Genomic DNA, 24,233 nt, shown 5'->3' with positions numbered 1-24,233 from the left:
GACTACACTATGCGCACGTTTAAAATTACCGGAGCTTCGCTAAATCATGAAAATTTATATTGTATCGCTGGCCGTTGGCTTGCTGGTTGGCCTCCTTTATGGCTTTCTGAATGTGCGATCGCCGGCGCCGCCAGTCATTGCGCTGGTTGGCCTGCTCGGCATCCTGCTCGGTGAACAACTGCCGCCGCTGCTGCGCCCCTTGTGGCAAAAGGACGCGCCGAAAGTATCGTGGATCGAAGACCACGTCAAGCCGCATTGTTTTGGCCAACTGCCATCCGCACAAAAGTCTGATGAAACCCGGAGCACTTAAATGACCCAAACCCACAGCACCCCTGACCTGATCCTGCACCGCGGCCTGTTCACCACCCTGGACCGCAGCAACCCGCACGCCGAGGCAGTCGCCATTAAGGATGGCAAGTTCACCGCCGTCGGCCGCGCCAACGAGGTGATGGCGCTGGCCGGACCGAATACCAAGATCATCGACCTGCATGGCAAGCGCGTGCTGCCCGGCCTGATCGACAACCACTGCCACATCATCCGTGGCGGCCTGAATTTCAATCTGGAGCTGCGCTGGGATGGCGTGCGTTCGCTGGCCGACGCCATGGCCATGCTGAAGGCGCAAGTGGCGATCACGCCGGCGCCGCAGTGGGTGCGCGTGGTGGGCGGCTTCACCGAACACCAGTTTGCCGAGAAGCGCCTGCCGACCATCGAGGAACTGAATGCGGTGGCGCCGGACACGCCGGTGTTCATCCTGCACCTGTACGACCGCGCGCTGCTGAACGGCGCCGCGCTGCGCGCCGTCGGCTACACCAAGGACACGCCGGAGCCGCAGGGCGGACAGATCCTGCGTGACGCAAATGGCAATCCCAATGGCCTGCTGCTGGCCAAGCCGAACGCCGCGATCCTGTACGCCACGCTGGCCAAGGGGCCGAAACTGCCGCTGGAGTATCAGGTCAACTCGACCCGCCACTTCATGCGCGAACTGAATCGGCTTGGCGTGACCGGCGTGATCGACGCCGGCGGTGGCTTCCAGAACTACCCGGAAGACTACCAGGTGGTGCAGCAGCTGTCGGACGCCAAGCAGCTGACGGTGCGCATGGCCTACAACCTGTTCACGCAGAAGCCCAAGCAGGAGAAGGAAGACTTCCTGAACTGGACGCAGAGCGTCAAGTACCAGCAGGGCGACGACTACTTCCGCCACAACGGCGCCGGCGAAATGCTGACCTTCTCGGCCGCCGACTTCGAGGACTTCCGCCAGCCGCGCCCGGACATGCCGGAATCGATGGAAGACGACCTGGAAGGCGTGGTGCGCGTGCTGGCGCAGAACCGCTGGCCATGGCGCATGCACGCCACCTACGACGAAACCATCAGCCGCGCGCTGGACGTGTTTGAACGCGTCAACCAGGACATTCCTCTGGAAGGCCTGAACTGGTTCTTCGACCATGCCGAAACCATCTCGGACCAGTCGATCGACCGCATCGCCGCGCTGGGCGGCGGCATCGCCGTGCAGCACCGCATGGCCTACCAGGGTGAATACTTCATCGAGCGCTATGGTCACGGCGCCGCCGAAGCCACGCCGCCGATCAGGAAGATCATCGACGCCGGCGTGAAAACCTCCGCCGGCACCGACGCCACCCGCGTGGCCTCGTACAATCCCTGGGTCTCGCTGGCCTGGATGATCACCGGTAAAACCGTCAGCGGCGCGCAGCTGTACCCGCGCGCCAATTGTCTGGACCGCGAGGCGGCGCTGCGCATGTGGACCGAGAACACCACCTGGTTCTCCAACGAAGAAGGCAAGAAGGGCCGCATCGAAGTGGGCCAGCTGGCCGACATGATCGTGCCGGACAAGGATTTCTACGCCTGCGCCGAAAGCGAAATCTGGGATCTGAGCTCGGAGCTGACCATCGTCGGCGGTAACATCGTCTACGCGGCCGGCGCCTTCGCCAGCCATGACCTGCCGCCGCCACCGGCCATGCCGGACTGGTCGCCGGTACGCCGTTTCGGCGGCTACGCCGGCTGGGGCGAGAAGCAGGGCACCAGCCGCGCCGCGCTGAAGGAACTGGAACAGCGCCAGCTGAAACAGAAGCGTGAACGCGAGCAGCAGGCCGCCGCCTGCGGTTGCGCCAACAACTGCAATGTGCACGGCCACCAGCACGCCAACTCGTGGGGCAGCAAGGCGCCGGTGTCGGACCTGAAGAGCTTCTGGGGCGCGCTGGGTTGCGCCTGCTGGGCGGTCTGATGCGCTCGCAGTGGATCGAGCGATTCTTTCTGCTGCTGTTGTGTGCCGCCTATCTGCAAGGCGGCATCAACAAGCTGATGGATTTTAATTCGGCCATCGGCGAGATGCAGCATTTCGGCCTGTCGCCGGCGGCGCCGCTGGCGGCGCTGGTGATCGCGCTGGAGCTGGGCGCGTCGGTGGCCATCATCGCCGGCGTGTATCGCTGGCTCGGTGCAGGCTTCCTCGGCGTTTTTACGCTGATGGCCAGCTTCGTCGCCAACCGCTTCTGGGAGATGGGTGGCCAGGAGCGCTTCATGGCGGCGAATAGTTTTTTCGAGCATGTGGGGCTGACCGGCGCTTTCCTGCTGGTGGCCTGGCTCGATTTCAAGAAAGGTAGTAATGGAACGCGGTGATACTAAACAAGGCGTGGCGCTCGGATTTTTGGCCGGCTACGTCGACACGCTGGGCTTTGTCGGCCTGTTTGGCCTGTTCACGGCCCACGTGACAGGCAACTTTGTGCTGATCGGCCGTGCCGTGATCGAGCCTTCGCAAGCCATCGGCATCAAGCTGCTAGTGTTCCCGGTGTTTATTCTGTTTGTCGCCATGGCGCGGCTGGCGATTGTGCATTGGGACCGCAGCGGTAGCAAGACGCTGCGCAACAGCTTCCTGTTTCAGCTGTTCATGATGATCGCAACGGTGATCTGCGCCTGGCAGGCGGCGCCGATCGTGGAAGCCTCGGCGCCACTGACGCTGTTGACCGGCTCCCTGTGCGCCGGCGCGATGGCGATCCAGAACGCCTACGGCAAGCTGTTGTTGAGCAAAACCTCGGCCACTACCGTCATGACGGGCAATGTGACCGGGCTGGTGATCGAGCTGGTGGATTCGATGCGGGGCGACCCGGACGCCATCGGCCGCTGCAAGAAGCTGACCTGGCCGGTGATTGCATTTGCGGTCGGCTGCATGAGCGGCGCGCTGGCGTTCGTGCAGTTCGGCTTCCACGGGCTGCTGCTGCCGTGCGCCATCCTGGTGGCGCTGGCCGCGACGGCCAGGGACTAAATTGAAATAATGCCGCGCTTGAGGGCGATCGTTACCGCGTGGGTGCGATCGTTGGCGGCCAGCTTGGCCAGCACGTTCTTCATGTGAGCCTTGACGGTTTCCTCGGAGATCGTCAGGCGCTCGGCGATACGGCGATTGGAATGTCCGCTCGCCGCCAGATTCAACACTTCCATCTCGCGCGGGCTCAACGGACCCTGGCCCATGTGCTGGGCCAGTTCCATCGCAATCTCCGCCGGAATGCGGCGCTGTCCCATATGGACGCCGCGCACCGTGTCCAGCAAATCCTTGCGCAGTGTGCTCTTCAGCAGAAAACCGGCGGCGCCACCTTGCACGGCGCGCAAAATCTGCGCGTCGCCCTTGTAGGTGGTCAGCATGACGACGCGGGCATTGTTATGCTCGCGCCGTATCTCATGCAGCGCCTGCACGCCGTCCAGCTCCGGCATGGCGATGTCCATAATGGTGACATCGGGCCGCAGCTGCGTGTAGGCGTCCACGGCCTCGCGGCCGTTGCAGGCTTCCCCGACAACGCGCATATCGGGCTGGCTGGAGATGGCCTCCCCCAGGCCGGCGCGCAGCAGGGGATGGTCGTCGACGACGAGCACAGAGATGGAGCTGAAAGAGGTACGCGTGTCCATAATGATCAGTATTCCTGAAGTTGCTGACGGATTGCTGACAGGATGCTTACTAGCGCAGCTGCGAGTACGCGACCGGCAGCCAGTCGTAGCCCTTGCCGTCCACCCGCAGGTGGCCCAGGCCAGGGAACGACAGGTGACCGGCGCCGACCAGCGCGCCTTCCTTGGCGACCGCCGGGAACACCTTGCTGCGGGAAGCCAGGGCAGCCTTGGCGTCGCTGTCAAAGCCGATGGTGACTTCCGGGTGCTCCAATTGTACCGCCGCCACGTGGATCAGGTCACCCACCAGCACCAGTTTTTTGCCCTTGCTTTCGAAGGTGTAAATGGTGTGGCCCGGGGTGTGGCCGTAGGCCGAGGTGGCGTGTACGCCCGGCGCGAGTTCGGTGTCACCGCTGAACGGTTTCAGGTGCTGGGCCGTCGCGTACGGCGTCAGCGAGGCCATCGCGCCCTGGAAGAAGCCTTTGCTGTCGGCCGGGGCCTTGTCCAGGTTGGCCTGGCTGAGCCAGAAGTCGGTGTCGCGCTTGTCGGCGCGCAGGATGGCGTTCGGGAACACCAGCTTGCCGTTGGCCGCCAGTCCGCCGACATGGTCCGGGTGCAGGTGGGTCAGGTAGATTTCATCGATCTGGTCAGGCTGGTAGCCGGAGGCCTTGATGTTGGCCAGAAGCTTGCCCAGCGTTGGGCCGAACAGGCTGCCGGCGCCGCTGTCCACCAGGATCAGCTTGCCGCCGGTGTTGACCAGGAAGGCGTTGACCGAAGTTTCGGTCGGCACCGATTCGTAGTTGCGGGCCAGGGCTTTCTTGGTAACATCGGCTGGTTCGTGCAACAGCTTGTCTAACGGCAGGTCGACGGTGCCGTCGCTGATAGCGGTAACTTCGAAATCACCCAGCATGACGCGGTGGAAGCCGGGTGCGTTGGTGCCGGCCAGCGGCGCGGCGGCGAAAGAAGGGGCGGCAGAGGCCAAAGCCAGCGCAGCGAACAGTGGTGTGAATTTCATATTGGTGTCCTTAACAATTCAGTGATGAACGAAGTATGCATCTTTGCAAAAAATGGCACAATACGGAATAAAGCAAAGAGTCTTTGCAGATTCGACAAAGACGTATGGCTGGGGAGAGAATTGTGATAGATGGCCTGAAATGCTTTGTGACGGTGGTGGAACTGCGTAGCTTGACCAAGGCGGCGATTCACCTTGAAATGGCGGTATCATCTGTTTCCCGAAAGATAGATGCGCTGGAAGCGGAGCTGGGCGCGCGGTTGCTGTTGCGCAGTTCGCGCCAGGTGATTGTGACCGACGCCGGCGAACGCTTTTTGCCGCGCGCCCGCAATATACTGGCTGAACTGGCGGATGGCAAGAACGCCGTGCAGGAACTCGACAGCGAACCGCGCGGCCTGCTGACGGTGACCGCGCCGGCCGCGTTCGGCCGCCTGCACGTGGCGCCGGCGATGGCCGCCTTCCTGCAGCGCCATCCGCTGATCGAGGTCGACCTGCATGTCAGCGACGACGTGGTCGACCTGTCGGCGCGGCGGGTGGACGTGGCGGTGCGCGCCGGCGTGCTGCCGGCCAGCGACCTGGTGGCCACCCGGCTGGCCGGCATGAACCGCGTGGTCAGCGCCAGTCCCGCCTATCTGGAGCGCCATGGCTGGCCGCAGCAGCCGGAAGACCTGCTCGATCATCAATGCCTGACCGTGACGGGCAGGGTGGCGCCACGCGGCTGGTGGCGCTTTGAAGGCGTCAACGGCAATCAGCCGCTGCCGGTGCGGGGCAAGTTGCGCTGCGACGATACCGACTCGCTGCTGCATGCCGCCATCAGCGGCGCAGGCATTGCGCATCTGGCCAACTGGCTGGTCAGCGACGCCATCGTGGCAGGCCAGCTGGTGCCGGTGTTTCCGATGCCGCCGGTCGAACGCAGCGAGATTGCACCGCGGCGCGATCCGGCCGATCCGGCCATCCATGCGGTGCACATGCCGGGCCGCTCAAACCAGGCCAAGGCGCAGCTGCTGATACGTCATTTGAAGGAATATTTCGGCAGTCCGCCGTATTGGGACCTCGCGATGGAGGCAGCCGGGGCGGGCGAACGCCACGCCCCGTGAAGGAGAGGGGGGGAGAGGGTTAATCCCAGTCGCCGCCGCCACCACCGCTGTCGCCACCACCGCCACCGCTGCCGCCGTCATCCCAGCCGCCGCTGACGCCGAAGTCGTTGCCGCCCATGTCGTCGCGGCGCAGCAGGTCGTCGCGTGCCGCTGGATCGTCATAGACGATATCGTTGCGCGACTGGTCTACATTGCTGGCGTTGGCCTCATGGCCGCCGGTGAACTGGCGTGCCAGCGCTTCACCGGCGACGATACCGGCGCCGACCGCTGCGCCCGTTGCCAGGCCGCCCATGATGCGCGAACCCATGCCAGGCTGACCCGGCTGCTGCGGATAGCCGCCTTGCTGGCCCCAGCCGGCCTGGCCGTAGCCCGGTTGCGGCGGCACGCCGCCAGGCGCGTAGCCGGGCGCCGCACCCGCGTTGTAGCCGGCCGGGTTGTAACCGTCATTAACAGCTGCCTGTTGCTGGCGCCGCGCCATGAAGCGGGTGGCCAGCCAGATAAAACCCGCCAGGCCGAGGCCGATAATCAGGATGCCGCCCCAGCCGATACCGCTGCTCTGCGGCGCGTTGGCGTAACCGCCGCTGCCGTAGTTGCTACCGCCATTGCCGCCATTACCGGCATGATTGCTGCTGCGTTTTTGCGAATAGTCCAGCTTCTGACCTTCCGCCAGCAGCGCGCGCAGCTTGCTGACGGCCTCCGGCTTGACCTTCGGCAGGCCGGGCGACAGTTCCTCCGCCTTGGCCAGCGAGGTCTGGGCGGCAGCAAACTTGCCCTGCTTGGCAAGCAATTCCGCTTCGACAAAGTGCGCGCTGGCGCTCTTCGGGTGGGCCGCCAGCACCTGGTCCATCATGGACTGGGCCTCGGCGAACTTGCCGGCATTGGCTGCCGCATAGACCTCCTGGATGGTGGGCTCGGCGGCAAATACGGGGGCCGCCAGCGCCATGGCGCCAGCCAGCAGAGTGATACGTGCAATAGATTTAGCCGTCATGTCATACCTCCTAGTGAAGACGAGCCTAAGATGACGCCAGTTTACGCCATTTTCAAGGGGCTGGCGGTGCGTTGCCGCACCGCCTCCCAAGAGGAGGAGATGGCGCTGGCCACAAGATCAGCGGTGGCGGCCGACAAAGTCCAGCCCAGGTGACCGTGGCCGGTGTTGTAGAACACCCCGGCGCCTTGCCGGGACCGACGCGGGGCATCAGATCCGGCATCATGGGCCGCAGCCCGGCCCACGGCGTGATGCTGCGCGTGCAGACCTCGGGGAAGTTGTGCCGCACCCAGTCGGTCAGCGGCGCGATGCGGTCGGCGCGGATGTCGCGGTTATGGCCGTGGAATTCGGCGCTGCCGGCCACGCGGAGGCGATCCTCGCCAAGCCGGCTGCACACCAGCTTGACCGTGTCGTCGACCAGGCTGACGTTTGGCGCGGCGGCGCGGCTGGCCGCGTCGTCCAGCTGCACGGTGACCGAATAGCCCTTAACCGGATAGACGTTGACGCTGTCGCCGACCTGCGCGGCCAGCGCGCGGCTGGCGGCGCCGGCGCAGATCACCACCGCGTCATAGCGGCTGGTCTCGGCGCCTTCGCCTTGCAGCACGGTGACGTCGACGCCGTCCGCGCCGGCGTCCAGATGCACCACCTGCTGGTGATAGCGCAGCTGCGCGCCGAGCCGTTGCGCCGCCTGCGCTAGGCCGGTGGTGAATTTGTGGATATCGCCGCTGCTGTCGCTGTCGGTGAAATGGCCGCCGTAAAACTCGCCGCGCAGGGCCGGCTCGATGGCGCGCATCTCGTCCGGCGTGACGGCGCGGCGCTGCACGCCACCGCGCGCCAGCAGCTTGCTGACCGCCACCGCATGCTCGAACTCGGCGCGGTCGCGGTGGATGTGCAGGATGCCGTGGCGCTTCAGGTCAAATTCGATGCGCTCATCGTCGGCCCACTGGAACAGATGGTCGCGCGCCGCCACCGCCATGCGCGCCAGGGCGATCGTGTTGTGGTGGTAGTTGGGCATGGCCGACACAAACTCGGCAAACCAGGACAGCTTGTGCCAGGTGGGATGCAAATGCACCAGTAGCGGTGCGTCGCTGCGCAGCATCCATTGCAGCGCCTTGGCTATGGTGGCGCGGTGATTCCACACTTCCGCATTGGAGGCCGACAGCTGGCCGCCGTTGGCATAGGAGGTTTCCATCGCTGGATAGCGATGACGTTCCAGCAGGGTGACGGCGAAGCCGCGCTTGGCGAGGGCATAGGCGGTCGTCACGCCGGTGACGCCGCCGCCGATAATGGCGATGGTTTTCATGATGGCGCTGACAAGCTTACAAGAAAACCATCGACCTACAAAAGACTTTTATGCCTTCTGTTGTTTCGCTATGTAGCGGTCGATCACGGTCGGCAGCACCGTCAGCGGCACGCCGCAGCTTTCCACTAGCGCGTCGTTAAAGCCGGCCAGGTCGAACTTGCCGCCCAGCGCCTGCCTGGCGCGGTCACGCTGGCTGATGATTTCGTTGTGGCCCATCTTGTAGCCGCAGGCCTGGCCAGGCGATACCGTGTAGCGGTCGATTTCGCTGGTCATGGCCTGTTGGCCGCGGCCGGTATTCTCGACCAGGAAGCGGATCGCCTGTTCGCGCGTCCACTTCATCGCGTGCATGCCGGTATCCACCACCAGACGGCAGGCGCGGAATTGCTGTGCTTGCAGGTAGCCGATCTGGCTGAACGGATCATTGGCGTACAGGCCAAATTCATCGACCAGCTGCTCCGCATACAGGGCCCAGCCTTCAACAAACGCATTGAAGCCGATCAGCGAGGAAATCAGCGGCAGGTCGGCGTGGTGCTCGGCCAGGTAGGCGCCTTGCCAGGCGTGGCCCGGAATGCCTTCGTGCGCGGTCAGCGTCGACAGCTCAGACTTCGGCCACAGCTTGGTCGACTTCAGGTTGACGTAGTAGATGGCCGGCCGCTTGCCGTCCAGCGATGCAAAGTTCATATAGCCCAGCGGCGCGCCGGCCTCGATATCGGTCGGCACGCGCTTGATTTGCAGCGGCGCCTTCATGTCGAGGTGCGAAATTTGCGGCATCAGCTTGCGCACCGCGTCCACGCGCGCGTTGCAGTAGGCGATCAGCTCTGCGCGGCCCGTATCGTTGTCGGCGTAGAAGCGGCTTGGATCCTTGGAGAGACCCAGCAGGCGCTCGCCGACGCTGCCCTGCGTGATACCCTGTTTTTTCAGGATGGCATCGATGCGCGCTTGCAGCTGCTTGTTCTGTTCCAGGCCGATGGCGTGGATTTCCTTGGCGCTGTGGGTGGTCGAGGTGCCGAGGCGCAGCGCCCACTCGTAGTAGGCGGCACCGTCCGGCAGGCGGTGCACGCCGGCCACGTTGGTGGCTTTGGCGGCGGCCTTGCTGAACGTGGCGATCTGGCGGTCCAGCGCCGGATAGACCGAGCCTTCCACCAGTTTCAGTGCGCGCGCGTGCCAGTCGCCGGCGATGTTGAGCTTTTGCGTGCGCTCGGTGATCGAGGTCACCAGTTTCTGGCTGGCGGCGGCGGTCTTGCGGAAGTCCTGCAACTGGCCCAGCGCGGTCTTGCAGATGAAGTCCGGCGGCGCGATGCCCTGGCCGGATTGTTCGGCGATGCGGGCGGTTTCCTGGTCCAGCAGTTTGCTCATGGCGGCCAGGCGCGCCAGGTACGCTTCGGCATCGGCGGCATTGGCGATCTGGTGCTGCGAGTCGAGGAACTCCGGAATGCGGGTCAGTGTGCCGTCCTGCTGCGTGACCGGGAATGGCGCGGTGCCGCCATTGAAGCCACTGGCCGCGCCGCCGAACGGGAAGCGCAGACCCTGCACGCCCGATTCGGCGGCGTAGGCAACGGTGTCGTAGCGGATCTGCGCATCGGCGCTGAGCGTGGCGCGGTTGATGCCGCGCAGGCGGCTCTGGATCGATTTGACTTCGTCGGCCCAGGCTCTGTCGCCGGCCGGCGACAGGTCTTCCAGCTGCGACTTCAACGCGGCGCGCGCGCCGTTATCGAGACCCAGGCCGGTGGCGCCGGTCGGCGACAGACGCAGCACTTCATCGGCGATATCGTCCAGCAGCTTGGAGAAGCTGGCGTCGGCCGGTGAGGCTGCGGCGGCCCAGGCCAGGCCGGGAACGGCGCCGACGGCGGTGGCGGAGAGGGCGGCCAACAGCAGGTCGCGGCGGGAAGGGTTGTGTAGGCTCATGGCATCCTTTGATGGGGTAAGGTAAAGAATCGGCGCGACGGCGACCTTAGCCTGCTCCCTGCCAGGATGTCAATGGCATTTAGCTATCGGTGCTGAACCTCAGTTGGAAGCGAGCGGCTAACCCGCGCAGCGTGTCGATCTCCTGGCGCGGCAAGGCCATGGAAACGTGCATGTCGGGCCGGACCAGATAGGCGGCATCTTCCAGCAGGCCGGCGTGGGCGTGGGCCTCGGTCCATGGCCATGCGTGTAAAGGCAGATGCAGCGCCTGCGCGGCGGCAGTCAGCTCCGGCGTGGCGTGGCCGTAGACGTGCAGTTGCCAGTCCAGCGATTGCAGCGGGCGGAAGTTATCCGCCACCCACGGCAGCCGGTCGCCGCCAATGATGTCGCCGGCGCGGCCGCCGCTGAGAGGGCTGTCGGGATAGTGAATCATGATTTGCGACAGGGTCTTGAACAGCGTGCGACGCGCGGAGCCGAAGCCGCTCAGCACCGGGAACAGGTGCGGCAGCAGCCAGTGGCGCAGCAGCTCTCCACCGGCGCCTTGCGACACCATCATCTGAAAGGCGCGGTCGGTGGTGGCGACCAGCTTGCGGGCGAAGACGATGCGCTCGGCCTCATAGGTGTCCAGCAGCGCGGCGTCGGCACGCTCTTGCAACACGTGGGCCAGCTTCCAGGCCAGGTTGATGGCGTCGCCGATGCCAGTGTTCATACCCTGGCCGCCGGCCGGGCTGTGGATGTGGGCGGCGTCGCCGGCGATGAAGCAGCGGCCGACGCGGAAGCGCGCGGCCACGCGGTGGTGCACACGGTAGGTGGAAAACCAGTTGACCTGTTCCACGCGGATGCCCAGCAGCGGCTCCAGCGTCGGCCGCACCGCTTCAAAGTCTGGCTCGGGCGGGGCGTCGGCCGGCAGGATGCCGATCAGGCGCTGCATGCCGCGCGAGCGCACCGGCAGCATCAGCGCGAAGATGTGGGCGGCCAGATGGGCCACCAGGTCGCGGTTGGGCGTGCCGGCGGTGTGAACGTCCGCCACGTAGTACAGGTGATCGTAGGTGCCGCCGGTGAAGCTCACCTGGAGAGCATCGCGCACGCGGCTGCGGGCGCCGTCGCAGCCGCACAGATAGGCGCTGCTGCAGGCGATGCGGTCGTCCCCGTGCCGCAACACCGCGCGCACGCCCCATTCGTCCTGCGTGAAGGATTCCAGTTCGGTGTTCCATTCCACCTGCACGCCTTCGGCCTGCAACTGCGCCACCAGCAGACGTTCGTGGTCGTCCTGCGGGAACGCCAGCACGAACGGGTAGGGACTGATGCCGGCGCCGATGTCGTTGAGCGGCAGCTGGGCGATGTCCTGGCCATCTTCGCGCAGGTGGAGGGATGCTATCGGGATGCCCTGGTTGATCACCACATCGGCAAATCCCAGCTGGCGGTAAAACTCCAGCGTGCGCGCATGCACGGCCATCGCGCGCGAGGCCTGGCCAGGGCCGCTGTTGTGGTCAATGATGCGGACGACAACGCCCCGTCTTGCCAGGGCAATGGCAAGCACCAAGCCGGTCGGACCGGCGCCGACGATGAGCACCTGAGTAGCCATGGCGTGAGTTTAGCGCCACCATTTATCGCGGTGCGCGCAATTGAAGCTTGGCGTTTTTGGCAAGTATGTGATATGTTTATTTTTACTTAACTCTTATTCCTGGGCCGATGACCGATTTCACAACCCGCCGTGCGTTGATGCTGGCGCTGGCCAGCGCGCCGCTGGCGCGTGCCGCCGACTTGCTGGATCAGGCGCCGACCACCGCGCCTGTCTCGCGTACCGGGTTGCTGGCGCGGCTGGAAAAGGAATCCGGCGGGCGGCTGGGTGTGGCGGCGTTTAATACGGCCGACGGTCGCCAGCTGCTGCATCGGGCCGACGAGCGCTTCCCGCTGTGCAGCACCTTCAAGATGATGCTGGCGGCGGCCGTGCTGGCGCGCGATCCGTCGCTGCTGGACAAGCGCCTCCGCTACGAGAAGAGTGATCTGGTACCGCATTCGCCGGTCACCGGCAAGCACGTGGCGGAGGGCATGACAGTGGAAGCGCTGTGCGAAGCCACGCTACAGTACAGCGACAACACGGCGGCCAATCTGCTGATGAAGCAGATCGGCGGCCCGACGGCGGTAACGGCCTACGCGCGTTCCATCGGCGACAGCGAATTCCGGCTGGACCGCTGGGAGACCGAACTCAATTCCGCGATTCCCGGCGATGTGCGCGACACCACCACGCCGCAGGCGATGGCGAAGTCGCTGCAAAAACTGGTGATGGGCGAGGCGCTGCCGCTGCATTGCCGCCGCCAGCTAAAGGACTGGATGATCGGGAATACCACCGGCGCGACGCGCATTCGCGCCGGCGTGCCGGCCGGCTGGATCGTCGCCGACAAGACCGGCGCCGGCGACTACGGCACCGTCAACGATATTGCCGTGATCTGGCCGCCCGGCCGGCCACCGATGCTGCTGGCCGTCTACGTTACATTGCCGGGCAAGGACGACAAGGCGCGCGTCGAGCTGCATGGCGAAGTGGCCAAGGTGGCGATCGAGGCGTTTCGGTGAGCGCTTCTCCCTTCGCGTTTGAGGCCGACCTTCGTGAGGCGATACTGGCGCGGCGCGAGGAGCGCTATGATTGCGCGCTGTCCTTGCTGATTGATCTGTTCGCGCGAGAGGATGGTACGCATACCATCGCCATGATCGAATGGCGGCTGCTGATCGAGCAGTATGCGCCGGCGCGCGAGGCGATGGTGCGCGAACGTGCGGTGCAAGCCGATCGCGTGCTGGCTGGCGATATCACCTTTGGTGACAGGCGGCGCGACCGCTTCACCGTCATCGGCCACATGGACGAGGCGTTGAAGGATAGCCGCGCCACGTATGAACTTTTCCTGCAAATGCTCGCGGTGCTGCCGGAGGTATCGAAAAGCAGCATTCGACACGCCCTGCCCGCGATCGTCGACGCGCAGGATTACGCGCTGGCGCAGCGCTATGTCACAGATCCGCTGCCTTTGCTGGCGGAGCTAAACAGGCTGGCGGAACATCTGCCGCTGCTGCCCACCGATGGCGCGCCGCGCCTGGCGGCTGAGCTGGCGAATTATGTCCGTGACCTGTCTCTATGCGAAGCGGTATGGCGTGGACTGGGACGCGTCGTCGAAGCGGATGCGCTGCGCGCCGCCGCGATTGACGGCATTGCCGACAACGCCGTGCGTGCACTGGCGCTGCGCGAACTCGCCGAACCCGGCGCCATCTTCCGAGAATTTGACGAAGGCAGAGCGCGTCCTGACATGACAGACATCCGATATACCAAAGAAGAAGACTGGCATGAACTGAAACGGGTACGACTGGCTGCGTTGCTGGATGCGCCGCAGGCCTTCGGCGTCAGCCACGCCAGCGCCTTAGCCTATACCGACGAAGCATGGCGCGACCGCGCGGCCGGCCGTGGCCAGGCGCGCTTCATCCTCGCATTCGATGGCGAAGAAGCCGTTGGCATCGTCGGCCACGTGCCCATTGACCAGCAGGAGCTGGAGCTGATCGCCATGTGGGTAGCGCCATCGCAGCGCGGCACGCCGCTCGCGACACAGTTGGTCGACGCAGTAAAAAGCCACGCCGCTGCGCAAGCGTACCGGCGCATCCTGCTCGACGTCGCACCGGCCAACCAGCGCGCCGCAGCCTTTTATCAAAAACTCGGCTTCACCTTCCTGCCCGAATGGGAGCCGCTGGAAAGTCACCCGCACATCCAGCTCCAGAAAATGGAGTGGCTCGTGCGACCTGGCTTGCGCTCGGTAGCGCAGCTTCGTGAATATGTCGATGGTGGCGGCCAAGTCAAGATGCTCATGTTCTGGGGTCACCAGCCATCGCAAGACGGCTCCATCACGAAAACCTGTTTCAGCCAATGGTTCGAAGCGTCATTTGAGGTTGACGGTACCCGATACCTGACGGCGGAGCACTATATGATGGCAGAGAAAGCACGCCTGTTTGGCGACGAAGCTGCACGCGAGCGTGTGCTGGCTGCCGCCAATCCCGGCGCGGCGAAGGCGATAGGCCGCGAGGTGCTTGGCTTCGACAACCAACGGTGGCTGGTGCACCGATGGGACATCGTGGTCCGCGCGAACGTGGCGAAGTTTTCTCAGAATGCCGCACTGCGCACCTTTTTGCTTCAGACGCAGGACCGGTTGCTGGTCGAGGCCAGTCCCGTTGACGCCATCTGGGGCATCGGCCTGGCCGCCGACGACCCGCGCGCCGCAGATCCGGCTGCGTGGGAAGGACTCAATCTACTGGGCTTTGCGTTGATGGAAGTGCGTAGTCGGCTACACAGAAACGCTTAGAATTTGGAGAGCAATTGTTTATTAAAATTATGGCTGGCATCGCCGGTCTGGTCGCGACCATTGTCGTCGCTGGCGTTTCGGGTCTCAGCTTTTATCTTTGGCCGACAGGTTTTTATGATCATGAATTGGCCATCACGCCACAGGTCATACAGCAGTTGCGTGATTTACAGTCAGAACATAAATTCGGCCCGAATGCCGCGACGTTTATCCAGGCGCGTTAAATGAGAGTCAGGCCGCAACTGCACAGGCATCGGTAGATGCGACCATTCAGTCGCTGATTACCGAGCTACCTAAACGCCCACAACGCTCAACGGTGCTGGGGACAATGAAAATCGCGCTGGCGAATTTCGACATCTCAGAGTCTGAAGAACGCGACCAAATTCTTTCGTATCTGGGCAGAGTGATGGATGTTTGCGGCGTGCATAGCTCCGGCGAACTATTCAACGACTGGCTAATATAACGACTCAAGCCAACACGCTGCGCCGCTAACGTACGTTCAAGAGCTTGGCAATTTCATTTTCAATCTTGATCTTCAAATCATCATGTTTGAAGGGTGGAAGAATGAACACGCTGTTGTTATTGTCTGAAGAAACGCATAGCTGAATTTTGAAAGGCTGCCCTGTGTGGTCCAGTAAAATTTTCACAGTTCGCGTGGTCACAGCCGGGTGCCAGACAATTTCTTTGTGAAAATAGGTTCTCCAGCTTCCGCTATGGAGCGGCTCAGATACAAGGCCCATTTCCTGTGTCAGAAACATGTGCAGCTCATCCAGGCTGGAATAAATATCAAGCATTTTCATGTCGCGATAGGTCGAAATTGTCTTGGCGTTGCGCCCATTGATTTGCGCATCAGGCGTCTGAGCGTGCTGGTGTCGACGTAGCCGACCCGTTCCGCCACCTGTTCCACCGTCAGCCTGCTGGTTTCCAGCAGCATGCGCGCTTTGTTGATTCGCACGCTCTGTAGCAGGGCAGAAGTGCTGCGCCCTGTGGCGACGCGCACGTGGCGCGACAGCGTGCGGTCGGACATGCAGAATTCCGCCGCCAACTGCGTCACGCTAGGCGCATCCGGCAGCGCCAACTCGAAACGCGCCACCAGTTTGGCAATCAGTTCATTACCATTGGCGAACATGGCCGGTACGACGAATTGCGCCTGCGATTGCCGGCCATCGATCAGCAGCGCGCGCGATACGGCGTCGGCAAGCGCTGGACTGAATTGCATGCTTAGCAGATGCAGCATCAAATCGGTTTGCGCGAACGCCGCGCCGGCGGTTACGACTGCGCCATCGCTTATCACCATGCGGTCGGCATCGACTACGCAACCAGGCTCAAGTTGCTGCAACAACGGCGCCAGCCACCACGAGGTGGTGACTTTGCGTTGCGCCAGCAGGCCCGCCGACTGCAATAGAAAAACGGCGGAGCATGACGCGGCCACCGTGTAGCCGGCACGCGCATGCACCTGCAAGGCTTTCGTGGCGCGCACGGCGTCGGCCTGCTCGAAGCGGCGCTGGACGACACGGGGACTATCCAAACCGATGCCTGGCACGACCCACGTGGAAGCTTCCGCGCGGCCGGTTTTCGGCAAGACCTTGGCGTCAATCGTCACGCCATGATTGAGCCGAACGACGCTTTCGGTAGACACCACGCGCCAGCGTGGCGTGGCGCAACCGACCGTTGGTGCAAGCAGCGCTGCTGCCGACAAGATATCCAGCGTCAACGTGACGCTGGATGCGTAGGCGCCGGGTAAGACCAAAATCGTAAAATCGTTCATTGACTGAAAAAGCCCGAAATATGTCAAAACAGACACTGGGATGCTGAACCAATTGGCGTTGTAATGCAAGCTCTCATTTAATAACCGAAAGCCGGCCATGCCCAATATTCTTGTCAAGATTCCCAAGGATGTATTCCCCGCTGAACACCGCGCCAAGCTGGTAAAAAAGCTAAACTACGCCGCCACCACGGCGGAGGAGATTCCCGACGACCCGAGGAAGCGCTCACTGTGCTGGGTCGCCATCGACGAGGTGGATCCGACCACGTGGACCTGCGGCGGCATCGACGTGCGCGAACGCTTGCTTCCCTGTCTGGTCGTGATCTACGTGCCGGAAGGTGTGTTGGACGACGCTTCGCGTGCCATCTACGTCGATCTGGTTCATGCCGCGTTCAAGGACGCGCTGCCGGCCGCCGAGCAACGGCAGCTGGCCACCTCCGTCATACTCAATGACGTGCCGGACGGCACTTGGGGAGTCAATGGCGTCATCTGGCGGCTGCCTAGATTCGTGCAGGCGGCAGGATATGCGCACCTTCAATCGCGTTTGGCCCTGACGTAATGATGCGTGCTCGTTTCTTTGCTCATCCCATCACGCGGATTGTTGTCGGCATTGCCGTCGTCATGGCCGCAACCCTCATCACTATGGCCGTCGTCGATTCGCTGGTACCCAATTCGTTGCGCGTAGCTTGTCCCGTGCCGCTGGCCACCTTGACGGGAGTGCTGGGCTACCGTTTCTTCTTCAGCCGCGTGGAAAAGCGCGCAATCACGGAGCTGGCACTGCCCGGCGCTGCGCATGAAGCAGCTACTGGCATCGCCGTTGGCGCGGTGCTAGGACTGTTGGTCGCCGGCGTGCTGGCCATCGTGGGCTCTTTTTTCGTCTCGGGCAGCAACGGGTGGAGCGTAATGTTCAAGTCGCTGCCAGAGCAAGTCATGGTGGCTTGCTTTGAAGAGCTGCTGTTCCGTGGTGTGTTGTTCCGCATCGTCGAGCAGCGCTGGGGCACGCGCACGTCACTGATTGTGTCGTTTGTGGCGTTCGCGTTGGCCCATTTGCCGAACGGGCATGTGAGCCTGTTGGCAATTCTGGTAACCGGCGTGGCCGGTGTGACATTCAGCGCATGCTATATGTTGACGCGCCGTTTGTGGCTGTCAATGGGCGTGCACCTGGGCTGGAATTATCTGTACGACGGCCTGTTCGCAGTCCCGGTCTCGGGACATGCGGCACGCGGTTGGCTGCAAGTGGCCATGCCTGGCCCGGATTGGCTGACCGGCGGCAGCTACGGCGTGGAAGCGTCGGTGATGACGCTGTTGGTCTGGGGCGCCGCCGCGATCCTGCTGCTACGGCGCGTGCCAAAGTAAGGCTATGTGTCGAAATGCGTAGCGACCCAGCGGCGCGCCAGTTCCCACAGGGCTGGTGCGCCGCGCTGAATGGTTGGGCCGTACCGTTCGAGTACCTGTTCGTAACTGACGCAGCTTTCCGACCAGGTTCCACCTTGCGTAAATACGTTTACCAGCAACGGCTGGAAGCGGTCCAGGGCTTTCGCGAACTGGGCGTCTTCTGATTGGCCGTCTTCAAATTCCCGCCAGAGTTCACCGAACACCTGGTTGGCATCATCCGGTAGCAGCCCAAAAATGCGCTCCGCAGCGCGCGTCTCAAGTTCTGCCTGATGTTCGTTGGATGCGCCGTGTATTGGTATATCGCCTGCGTCCACTTCGACGATATCGTGCAGCAGTAGCATCTTCATGACACGCGTGATATCGATGGTGGCCGCCGCATAGTCAGCCAATACGAGCGCATACATGGCTAGATGCCACGAGTGTTCGGCCGAATTTTCTTTTCTGCTCCGGTCTAGCAGTGGCGATTGCCGGACGACGCACTTCAGCCGGTCGATCTCTCGCAGGAAGTCAAGTCGGCGGGACAGGTCATCAATATGCATGGCTAGTCGTTCATCCCTTTGCCATCAAGGATGCGCTGAACGCTTTTTTCGATGCGCGAGATCCGCGTGGACGCTTGCTTGGCCGAGGAAAAGTGCAGCAGGTAGGCGCGCTGGCGGCCGGGCGTGAGGGCTTCGAAGGCGGTCCGCAGGGCGGGCAATTCGTCCATCTTGTGCTCCAGCTCTTCGGGGAAGGAGAATTCGGCGGTTTGCTTCATCTCGACTTTGGCACCGGATTTTTCCGTTGCGATGGCGTCCTTGATGTAGTCCTTGAGCGTCTTCTCCTGCCGCGTGATGTCGACCAGCGTGGTAAAGCGGATCTGGCGCGCGGCCTGCACGTTTTCGGTTTGCTGGATCAGGATGTTCTTCGGATCCTTCATCAACGCGCCTTTGAAGAACAGCAGTGCACAGTATTCCTTAAAGCCGTGTATCAGCACGACGTTGTGGCCATCCAGCGTGAAGCAGGGCTGGCCCCACTTGACGGTTTCGTCCAGGCCGCAAGCGCTGACGATGGCGCGCAGCGCTGCAAACTCCGCTTGCCATTTGTCGGTGCTCATTGCGCGGCTTCCCATTCCAGGTGGACCACTTTGTAGCCTTTGTCTTTCAGGACCTTGAGCAGCGTGGGCAGGGCTTGGGCGGTGGGACCGTTCGCATCGTGCATCAGGATGATGCCGCGGCCGGCTTTGTCCAGGCTTTCGGTCAGGCGCTGGGCGAGGATGGCGGTGGTGTCTTCCGGGATCCAGTCGTTGATGCCCATGTCGATCGAGGCGACGGTGATGTTGTCGCGCTTGAGCGCTTCCAGCAGCGTTGGCGTTTCTTCAAGGTAGGGGAAACGGTAGGCTGGCGTCTCGACGCCGAAGGCGGTTTTGTAGGCGGCGCGGCTCAGTTTCAGGTCCTCCAGCTGCTGGTCGGTGGTCATCGACGCCAGGTGCGGGTGGGTGTTGCTGTGGATGCCGGCGGAGTGGCCTTCGCGAATCAGTCGGCGCGCCAGGTCGGGCTGCTGGGCGATATGTTCGCCGATCAGGAAGAAGGTCGCTTTGGCGCATTGGTCGGCCAGCGCTTTGAGCACCAGCGGGGTGTTGTCGGCGGACGGGCCGTCGTCGAAGGTCAGCACTACTTCGCCTTTTGCCAGCGGCAGCGCGGTGTGCTGATGCGCGCCGTACAGGGCGCCTTCGCGCTTGAGCGTGATGGTGCGGGCGGTGTTGAGTTGGTCCGGGCCGCATTCGGCGGCGCTGGCGTGGATGGCGATGGCGGCGAGGATCAGGGCGACGGATCTCATGCGGTTTTGTCTCCAATATGGATTTGGCCTGCCAGATGCGGGTCTGGCAGGATCAGCGATATGGAGGCGCCGGAAAGCCCGGCTTGCCATTCGCTGAGTTGTTGTGCATGACATTTTAGCGCGGCTTCGCGTTGTGTCCACGCTTGTGTGAAGGCGAGCGGGCGGTTGATGGTATTTTGCAGCGCGGCGGCGACGGCCGGGCCGAGGTAGTCGCTGGCGACGGTTTGCCAGTCGGGGATGTCCTGCACGCGCATGATGTCGGCGCCGATCGGTCCATGCAAGTTGATGGCGGCCAGTCCGTAGCCGTCTTCGTGGCTGAAAGAGATGCCGATGTGGCTTCCAACGCCGGCCAGCAGAACGTGTGGCGGCGTGCCTGGTGTAGAGACGATGGAGATGTCGGCAGCGGGCATGCGCAGCACCGCACCCAGCGCTTCGCGCGCGGCCTGGCGGATCTGGCGCCGGGCAGCGTCGCGTTGCTGCCCGGCGCCTGACGCGGGCGGCGGGACCGTGCTTGCTGCGTTGGGCGCCGGCGCGCTTGCGGTGCCTGGCGGCGACGACGCGGCGCTGGTGTTGATCAGGATTGCGAACAGGCCGTCCTGCGGCGCCGGTGTGGGGCCGGGCCAGCGTTGGACGGCCAGGCTTTTCATTTGCGCAGCGGAGCGGCCGGGCAGCCGGCCCAGTTGCCGTTGGCCGGAATGTTCTCGCCCTTCATCACCAGCGTCAGCGCGCCGAGGCGGGCGTTATCGCCGACGGCGGCGCTGTACAGCACCGATGCGCGTGGTCCCATGTAGACACGCTCTCCGATCACCACCTGATCAATCTTCATTACGCGATCCTCGAACAAGTGGGTCTGCGGGCAGGTCAGCGCATTCAGTTCACTATGATCGCCGATCTGCACGCAGTCGAATTCCGTGATGTCGGTGGTGTCCATGTAGACGCCTTTGCCGATGCGGCAGCCCAGCAGGTTGAACGCAATCGGCAGCCATGGCGTGCCGCGCAGGTAGCGCATGAAGTTCGGCACGGCGATGCCTTCATACAGATTGGTCACGCCTTCCGACAGCCACACAAACGGCGTCCACATGGGCTCCGACTGTTTGCGATAGCGCCCGATCAGCAGCCATTTGAGCAGCACCACAAATACGTAGTTGCCCACGCCGTAGACCAGGCCCGCCAGCGCCAGATCCCACGTCACTTCGGCCCAGCGGCCAGCACCTGCCGCCGGCATCACCGCCAGCACCAGCGTGTAGCCGACTGCGATCACCAGCGCATGCGGCGCGACGATGCGGAATGCTTCGATCAGTCCACGTCCCAAACGGCGCATTGGCGACGGATGGAAAGTCAGATGCTCCGGGTAGCCACTGGTCTGCTCACGCGCCGGCAGGTTGATCGGCGGGGAGCCGAGCCACGTGTCGCCATGCTTCATCTGCTCATTGTCCGGCGCGCGCGAGTGGACGCCGATCAGCACATGCTCCGGCAGGATGGTGCCGTCCGGGATGTAGGCGCCGTTGCCGACGAAGCTGCGATTCGAAATGACGGTTGGCTTCATCACCATCCAGCCGCCGTCGATTTCCTCGTCGCCCAGCATGACCGCATCGGCGATGAAGGTTTCGTCGCCCAGCGTCAGCATGTCCGGCACCACGCCCAGCGCGGTGGAAATTTCGGCGTCCTTGCCGACTTTGGCGCCGAGCAGGCGATACCAGTACGGCGCGAACACCGTCGCGTAAATCCCGTGCAGCACATTCAGGCTCGATTCCTGGATCTGGCTCACCAGCCATTTGGCGCAGTAGGTATTGCCGTGGATCGGGAACTGGCCCGGCTTGAGGCGCGGCAGCGCGCTCCAGCGGATGCCGGCCGAGATCAGCGCCGTCAGCACGATCAGCACCGTGCTGGCCGGGAAAGCCAGCAGGAAGTAGCGCAGCAGCTGGATTCGCATGTCGTCGCCCTGAATCCACGGCAGCCAGCCCGCTTCGTCAAACCAGTCGATCAGCACAAAGCTCGGGAACACCGGCATGAAGAACAGCGTGACGATGCCAAGGATGCCCAGCACGAAGAACAACGCTTCGGCGGCGCGGCGCGCGGCGGTGACCGGCAAGCGTGCCGGCAGCCGGGCGGTGTCGAAGGCGCGCATGTCGCGTGCCGGTGAACCGGCCCAGACGCGGCCTGCCGGCACCACGCCGCCGTCGCTCAGCGCCGACTGGCCTTCCAGGTGGCCCAACGCTTCCACGCGGGTATTGCCTTCCATGATGGCGTAGGAGCTGACGCAGGCGTCTTGTTCCAGCGTGATCTGGCCGAGGTGCAGGTGGCCGCGTTCGACGCGCGCGTTCTCGAAGTTGACCGCGTTGCCGATGCTAACCTGGTCGCCGATATGCAGCAGGTCTGGCGCGCGCAGCGTGTACGAGCCAATGATGACTTCCTTGCCGACTTTGGCGCCGAGCGCGCGCAGCCACCAGGCGTTGAGCGACGAGCCACTGAGCAGGTAGGCCGGCGCGGCTTCCACCAGACGGTCGGCCAGCCACCAGCGGTAGTAGGTCAGCCCCCACAGTGGATAGACGCCAGCCTTCAGGCGGCCGGCGATCAGCCATTTGCCGGCGATGGCGACGGCGAATTCGCCAATGGTCGCCAGCAGGAATACGCCGACCGAGGCGGCGATGGCGCGCGGCACCGAGTCGCCCGGATCGCCGGTGAAGAAGTGGTAAGTGAAGAAGGGCGCCAGCCATTGCGCCATGCGCAGCGTGACCAGCGGCGGCATGGCGACAGCCTGCGCGACGCCGCAGATCCAGCGTTTGATGGTGGACGGCGGCGTCCATGGCTGTTCTTCGGTGGTGCTGCCCGGCGCTTCGGCCAGCACCTGCGCGATCTTGCCGATCTGGCGCTGCTGGTAGATGTCGCGCACGGTCACGTGAGCGAAGCGCGGATCGGTGCGCAGCGCGGACGCCAGACGGGCGGCGAAGAACGAGTGGCCGCCAAGGTCGGTGAAGAAGTCGGCCTGGCGTTGGATCGGCTGGCCGGGGAACAGGGCCGCCAGTGCCGTGAACAGGGCTTGTTCGGCCGGCGTTTCCGGCAGGTCGGAGTCGGCGGCGCTGCCGGTTGGCGGAGCGCTGAGTGGCGTGGCTTTCAGTGTCTTGCGGTCGATTTTGCCGGAAGTGAGGCGCGGCATGGCGTCCAGCATTTCGTAGCGGCCCGGCACCATGTACGGTGGGAGCTTCTCGGTCAAGGCGGCACGCAGGGCGCGGTTATCCAGCGCGGCGCCGGCATCGGCGACCAGATAGGCGACCAGCTGGTCGATGCCGTCGTCTTTGCGCAGCAGGACGGCTACGGTGCCAACACCCGGTTGCTGCGCCAGCAGGGCTTCGATTTCGCCCAGTTCGACGCGGAAGCCGCGGATTTTGACCTGGTCGTCGGCGCGGCCAAGGCAGGTGACTTCTTCGTCAGGGCCGATGCGGGCCAGGTCGCCGGTGCGATACAGGCGTGCGTCGTGCGGGCCGGTGGAACAGGGATTGGGCAGGAATTTTTCCGCCGTCAGGTCCGGGCGGCCAAGGTAGCCGGCGGCAAGGCCCGGGCCGGTGATGCACAATTCACCCACTTCGCCGTAGGGCAGCAGGCGCAGGATCGGGCCTTGCGCCGGCGCTGCGTCGGGTACGGGATCGGTATTGGCGTCGATGACCAGCAGTCCGTAGTTGGGCAGCGGGCGGCCGATGGTCACCGGGTAGCCCGGTTGCAATCGCGCCAGGCTGGCCGATACCGTGGCTTCGGTCGGGCCGTAGGTGTTGAACATCTGCCGGCCTTCGCGCGACCAGCGCGTGACCAGCGATTCCGGACAGGCCTCGCCGCCGAGGTTAATCAGCCGCAGGCTAGGCACTTCCTGATTGAACAGCGCGAGCAGCGTCGGCACCGCGTGCAGCACCGTCACCTGGTTCTGCTCCAGCATGCGCGGCAGCGTCTCCGGATCACCGCTGATTTCCTTGGGGCCGATCCACAGCGTGGCGCCGACCAGATACGAGATCCAGATCTCCTCAAACGACATGTCGAAGGCCACCGAGAAGCCCTGATATACCTTGTCCTGGGCCTGCACGCCCAGCACTTCGTTCTCGCTGCGCAGGAAATGGCAGATGCTGCGCTGGGTGATCAGGATGCCTTTCGGCTTGCCGGTCGAACCGGAGGTGTAAATGACATACGCCGGCACATCCGGCGACACCGCGCCGCGGCGCGCCAGCACTTCGCCGGCGGCGGGAGCGGCCAGCAGCGCTTCGGCGGTCCACACCGGACGGCCAGATGCCGCAAATTCAGGCAGGGCGGCCAGCCGCGGCGCAAACGCGGCCGAGGTCAATACGCCGGCGCCGTCCGCGTCGTCCAGGCAAACCTGCAAGCGCTCGACCGGCGTGTCTTCATCCACCGGCAGCCACGCCGCGCCGGCCTTGGCGATGCCCGCTTGCAGCACCAGCAGCTCGATCCCGCGCGGCAGCCACAGACCGACGATCTGGCCCGGCTGCACGCCGGCTGCGATCAGGCGCGCCGCCACCAGGTCCGCCTGCGCGTTCAGTTCCCGATAACTCAGCCGGCGTTCGCCGAAAATCAGTGCGATCTGCTCGGGGGAGCGCGTGGCGCTGGCTTCCAGCAGGTCGGCGAGGATTTCCTCGCGCAGCAGACTTTCCTGCTGCGGGCCAAAAAGGACGTGCGGTGTTACGGCGTGATTCATGCGGTGGCTTTTCTCCGTGTCAGGGCGTCATTGTACGGTACGCCAGA

Annotated in this window: 23 protein-coding genes and 2 pseudogenes; 12 read left to right on the top strand and 13 right to left on the bottom strand. The window is 63.8% G+C overall.

What is annotated here, in order from left to right; genetic code table 11:
• Positions 1-46 precede the first annotated feature (46 nt).
• The 4 genes from HH213_RS29070 to HH213_RS29055 are packed head-to-tail and all read left to right on the top strand — an operon-like array spanning position 47 to position 3,274.
• Positions 47-310, top strand: coding sequence for a DUF1427 family protein (locus HH213_RS29070; protein ID WP_110849378.1), 264 nt, complete (start codon positions 47-49; stop codon positions 308-310).
• Positions 311-2,239 (top strand): amidohydrolase, encoded by a 1,929-nt coding sequence (locus tag HH213_RS29065; protein WP_169114676.1) that lies wholly within the window; start codon positions 311-313, stop codon positions 2,237-2,239.
• Positions 2,239-2,631 (top strand): DoxX family protein, encoded by a 393-nt coding sequence (locus HH213_RS29060; protein WP_161054821.1) that lies wholly within the window; start codon positions 2,239-2,241, stop codon positions 2,629-2,631. Before HH213_RS29065 ends, HH213_RS29060 begins: the two co-directional genes overlap by 1 nt.
• On the top strand, positions 2,618-3,274 hold the full coding sequence (locus tag HH213_RS29055; protein WP_110849380.1) for a YoaK family protein: 657 nt from the start codon (positions 2,618-2,620) through the stop codon (positions 3,272-3,274). The genes HH213_RS29060 and HH213_RS29055 overlap by 14 nt, the downstream gene beginning before the upstream one ends.
• Here HH213_RS29055 and HH213_RS29050 read toward each other — a convergent pair.
• Together HH213_RS29050 and HH213_RS29045 are read right to left on the bottom strand one after the other, a co-directional pair.
• Positions 3,271-3,909: a response regulator gene (locus HH213_RS29050; protein WP_110849381.1), complete on the bottom strand. Its 639-nt coding sequence runs from the start codon at positions 3,907-3,909 to the stop codon at positions 3,271-3,273. The genes HH213_RS29055 and HH213_RS29050 overlap by 4 nt on opposite strands.
• A gap of 49 nt (positions 3,910-3,958) precedes the next feature.
• Positions 3,959-4,900, bottom strand: a complete 942-nt coding sequence (locus HH213_RS29045) for an MBL fold metallo-hydrolase (RefSeq protein ID WP_169114674.1) — start codon at positions 4,898-4,900, stop codon at positions 3,959-3,961.
• Positions 4,901-5,022: 122 nt separating this feature from the next.
• Here HH213_RS29045 and HH213_RS29040 point away from each other — a divergent pair, with 122 nt between their 5' ends.
• Complete coding sequence (locus tag HH213_RS29040) at positions 5,023-5,994, top strand: LysR family transcriptional regulator (RefSeq protein WP_229263218.1); 972 nt, start codon at positions 5,023-5,025, stop codon at positions 5,992-5,994.
• A 19-nt stretch (positions 5,995-6,013) separates the two neighbouring features.
• On the opposite strand, the gene HH213_RS29035 is transcribed toward HH213_RS29040, so the two are convergent.
• From HH213_RS29035 to HH213_RS29020, 4 genes and pseudogenes are all read right to left on the bottom strand, one after another.
• A complete protein-coding gene (locus HH213_RS29035) occupies positions 6,014-6,982 on the bottom strand; it encodes a tetratricopeptide repeat protein (protein ID WP_169114670.1) in 969 nt (322 codons plus the stop codon).
• Positions 6,983-7,023: 41 nt separating this feature from the next.
• Positions 7,024-8,282: pseudogene (locus HH213_RS29030) on the bottom strand (D-amino acid dehydrogenase).
• A 48-nt stretch (positions 8,283-8,330) separates the two neighbouring features.
• Positions 8,331-10,187 (bottom strand): DUF885 domain-containing protein, encoded by a 1,857-nt coding sequence (locus tag HH213_RS29025; protein WP_169114668.1) that lies wholly within the window; start codon positions 10,185-10,187, stop codon positions 8,331-8,333.
• Positions 10,188-10,266: 79 nt separating this feature from the next.
• A complete protein-coding gene (locus tag HH213_RS29020; RefSeq protein WP_169114666.1) occupies positions 10,267-11,769 on the bottom strand; it encodes an FAD-dependent monooxygenase in 1,503 nt (500 codons plus the stop codon).
• A 107-nt stretch (positions 11,770-11,876) separates the two neighbouring features.
• On the opposite strand from HH213_RS29020, the gene bla reads away from it, so the two are divergent.
• The 5 genes and pseudogenes from bla (at position 11,877) to HH213_RS29940 (ending at position 14,978) form a co-directional block, all read left to right on the top strand.
• Positions 11,877-12,758 (top strand): class A beta-lactamase, encoded by an 882-nt coding sequence (gene bla / locus HH213_RS29015; RefSeq protein WP_169114664.1) that lies wholly within the window; start codon positions 11,877-11,879, stop codon positions 12,756-12,758.
• A 131-nt stretch (positions 12,759-12,889) separates the two neighbouring features.
• Positions 12,890-13,891: pseudogene (locus HH213_RS30615) on the top strand (GNAT family N-acetyltransferase); the annotation flags it as partial.
• 129 nt (positions 13,892-14,020) lie between these two features.
• Positions 14,021-14,518 (top strand): riboflavin biosynthesis intermediates N-glycosidase, encoded by a 498-nt coding sequence (gene ybiA / locus HH213_RS29010; RefSeq protein ID WP_229263499.1) that lies wholly within the window; start codon positions 14,021-14,023, stop codon positions 14,516-14,518.
• A 14-nt stretch (positions 14,519-14,532) separates the two neighbouring features.
• Positions 14,533-14,739, top strand: a complete 207-nt coding sequence (locus tag HH213_RS29945) for a hypothetical protein (RefSeq protein ID WP_199240554.1) — start codon at positions 14,533-14,535, stop codon at positions 14,737-14,739.
• The gene (locus HH213_RS29940; protein ID WP_199240568.1) at positions 14,700-14,978 is read left to right on the top strand and encodes a DUF4844 domain-containing protein; all 279 of its coding nucleotides are present in this window, start codon (positions 14,700-14,702) and stop codon (positions 14,976-14,978) included. The genes HH213_RS29945 and HH213_RS29940 overlap by 40 nt, the downstream gene beginning before the upstream one ends.
• A gap of 25 nt (positions 14,979-15,003) precedes the next feature.
• Here HH213_RS29940 and HH213_RS29000 read toward each other — a convergent pair whose 3' ends face one another.
• Positions 15,004-15,315, bottom strand: a complete 312-nt coding sequence (locus HH213_RS29000; RefSeq protein WP_110889097.1) for a hypothetical protein — start codon at positions 15,313-15,315, stop codon at positions 15,004-15,006.
• Complete coding sequence (locus tag HH213_RS28995) at positions 15,312-16,283, bottom strand: GlxA family transcriptional regulator (protein ID WP_110849391.1); 972 nt, start codon at positions 16,281-16,283, stop codon at positions 15,312-15,314. Before HH213_RS28995 ends, HH213_RS29000 begins: the two co-directional genes overlap by 4 nt.
• A 97-nt stretch (positions 16,284-16,380) precedes the next feature.
• Between HH213_RS28995 and HH213_RS28990 the strand changes: the two genes are divergently transcribed.
• Together HH213_RS28990 and HH213_RS28985 are read left to right on the top strand one after the other, a co-directional pair.
• Positions 16,381-16,839: a tautomerase family protein gene (locus HH213_RS28990; RefSeq protein ID WP_169114662.1), complete on the top strand. Its 459-nt coding sequence runs from the start codon at positions 16,381-16,383 to the stop codon at positions 16,837-16,839.
• 62 nt (positions 16,840-16,901) lie between these two features.
• Positions 16,902-17,636: a CPBP family intramembrane glutamic endopeptidase gene (locus tag HH213_RS28985; protein ID WP_169114660.1), complete on the top strand. Its 735-nt coding sequence runs from the start codon at positions 16,902-16,904 to the stop codon at positions 17,634-17,636.
• Between the two features lie 2 nt (positions 17,637-17,638).
• On the opposite strand, the gene HH213_RS28980 is transcribed toward HH213_RS28985, so the two are convergent.
• Genes HH213_RS28980 through HH213_RS28960 form a run of 5 tightly spaced genes read right to left on the bottom strand, consistent with a single transcriptional unit; the run spans position 17,639 to position 24,186 of the window.
• Positions 17,639-18,214: an HD domain-containing protein gene (locus HH213_RS28980; protein WP_110849394.1), complete on the bottom strand. Its 576-nt coding sequence runs from the start codon at positions 18,212-18,214 to the stop codon at positions 17,639-17,641.
• A gap of 2 nt (positions 18,215-18,216) precedes the next feature.
• Positions 18,217-18,768 carry a YdeI/OmpD-associated family protein gene (locus tag HH213_RS28975; RefSeq protein WP_229263217.1) on the bottom strand — a complete coding sequence of 184 codons (552 nt, stop codon included), beginning with the start codon at positions 18,766-18,768 and terminating at the stop codon, positions 18,217-18,219.
• A complete protein-coding gene (locus HH213_RS28970) occupies positions 18,765-19,490 on the bottom strand; it encodes a polysaccharide deacetylase family protein (RefSeq protein WP_169114656.1) in 726 nt (241 codons plus the stop codon). Before HH213_RS28970 ends, HH213_RS28975 begins: the two co-directional genes overlap by 4 nt.
• Positions 19,487-20,137, bottom strand: coding sequence for a 4'-phosphopantetheinyl transferase family protein (locus HH213_RS28965; RefSeq protein ID WP_169114654.1), 651 nt, complete (start codon positions 20,135-20,137; stop codon positions 19,487-19,489). The genes HH213_RS28970 and HH213_RS28965 overlap by 4 nt, the downstream gene beginning before the upstream one ends.
• Positions 20,134-24,186 (bottom strand): Pls/PosA family non-ribosomal peptide synthetase, encoded by a 4,053-nt coding sequence (locus HH213_RS28960; RefSeq protein WP_169114652.1) that lies wholly within the window; start codon positions 24,184-24,186, stop codon positions 20,134-20,136. The genes HH213_RS28965 and HH213_RS28960 overlap by 4 nt, the downstream gene beginning before the upstream one ends.
• Positions 24,187-24,233: the final 47 nt, after the last annotated feature.

Source organism: Duganella dendranthematis, assembly GCF_012849375.1.
Classification (GTDB): domain Bacteria; phylum Pseudomonadota; class Gammaproteobacteria; order Burkholderiales; family Burkholderiaceae_D; genus Rugamonas; species Rugamonas dendranthematis.
Note: the sequence above shows the minus strand (reverse complement) of the source record. Positions and strands in the feature narration are given on the sequence as shown.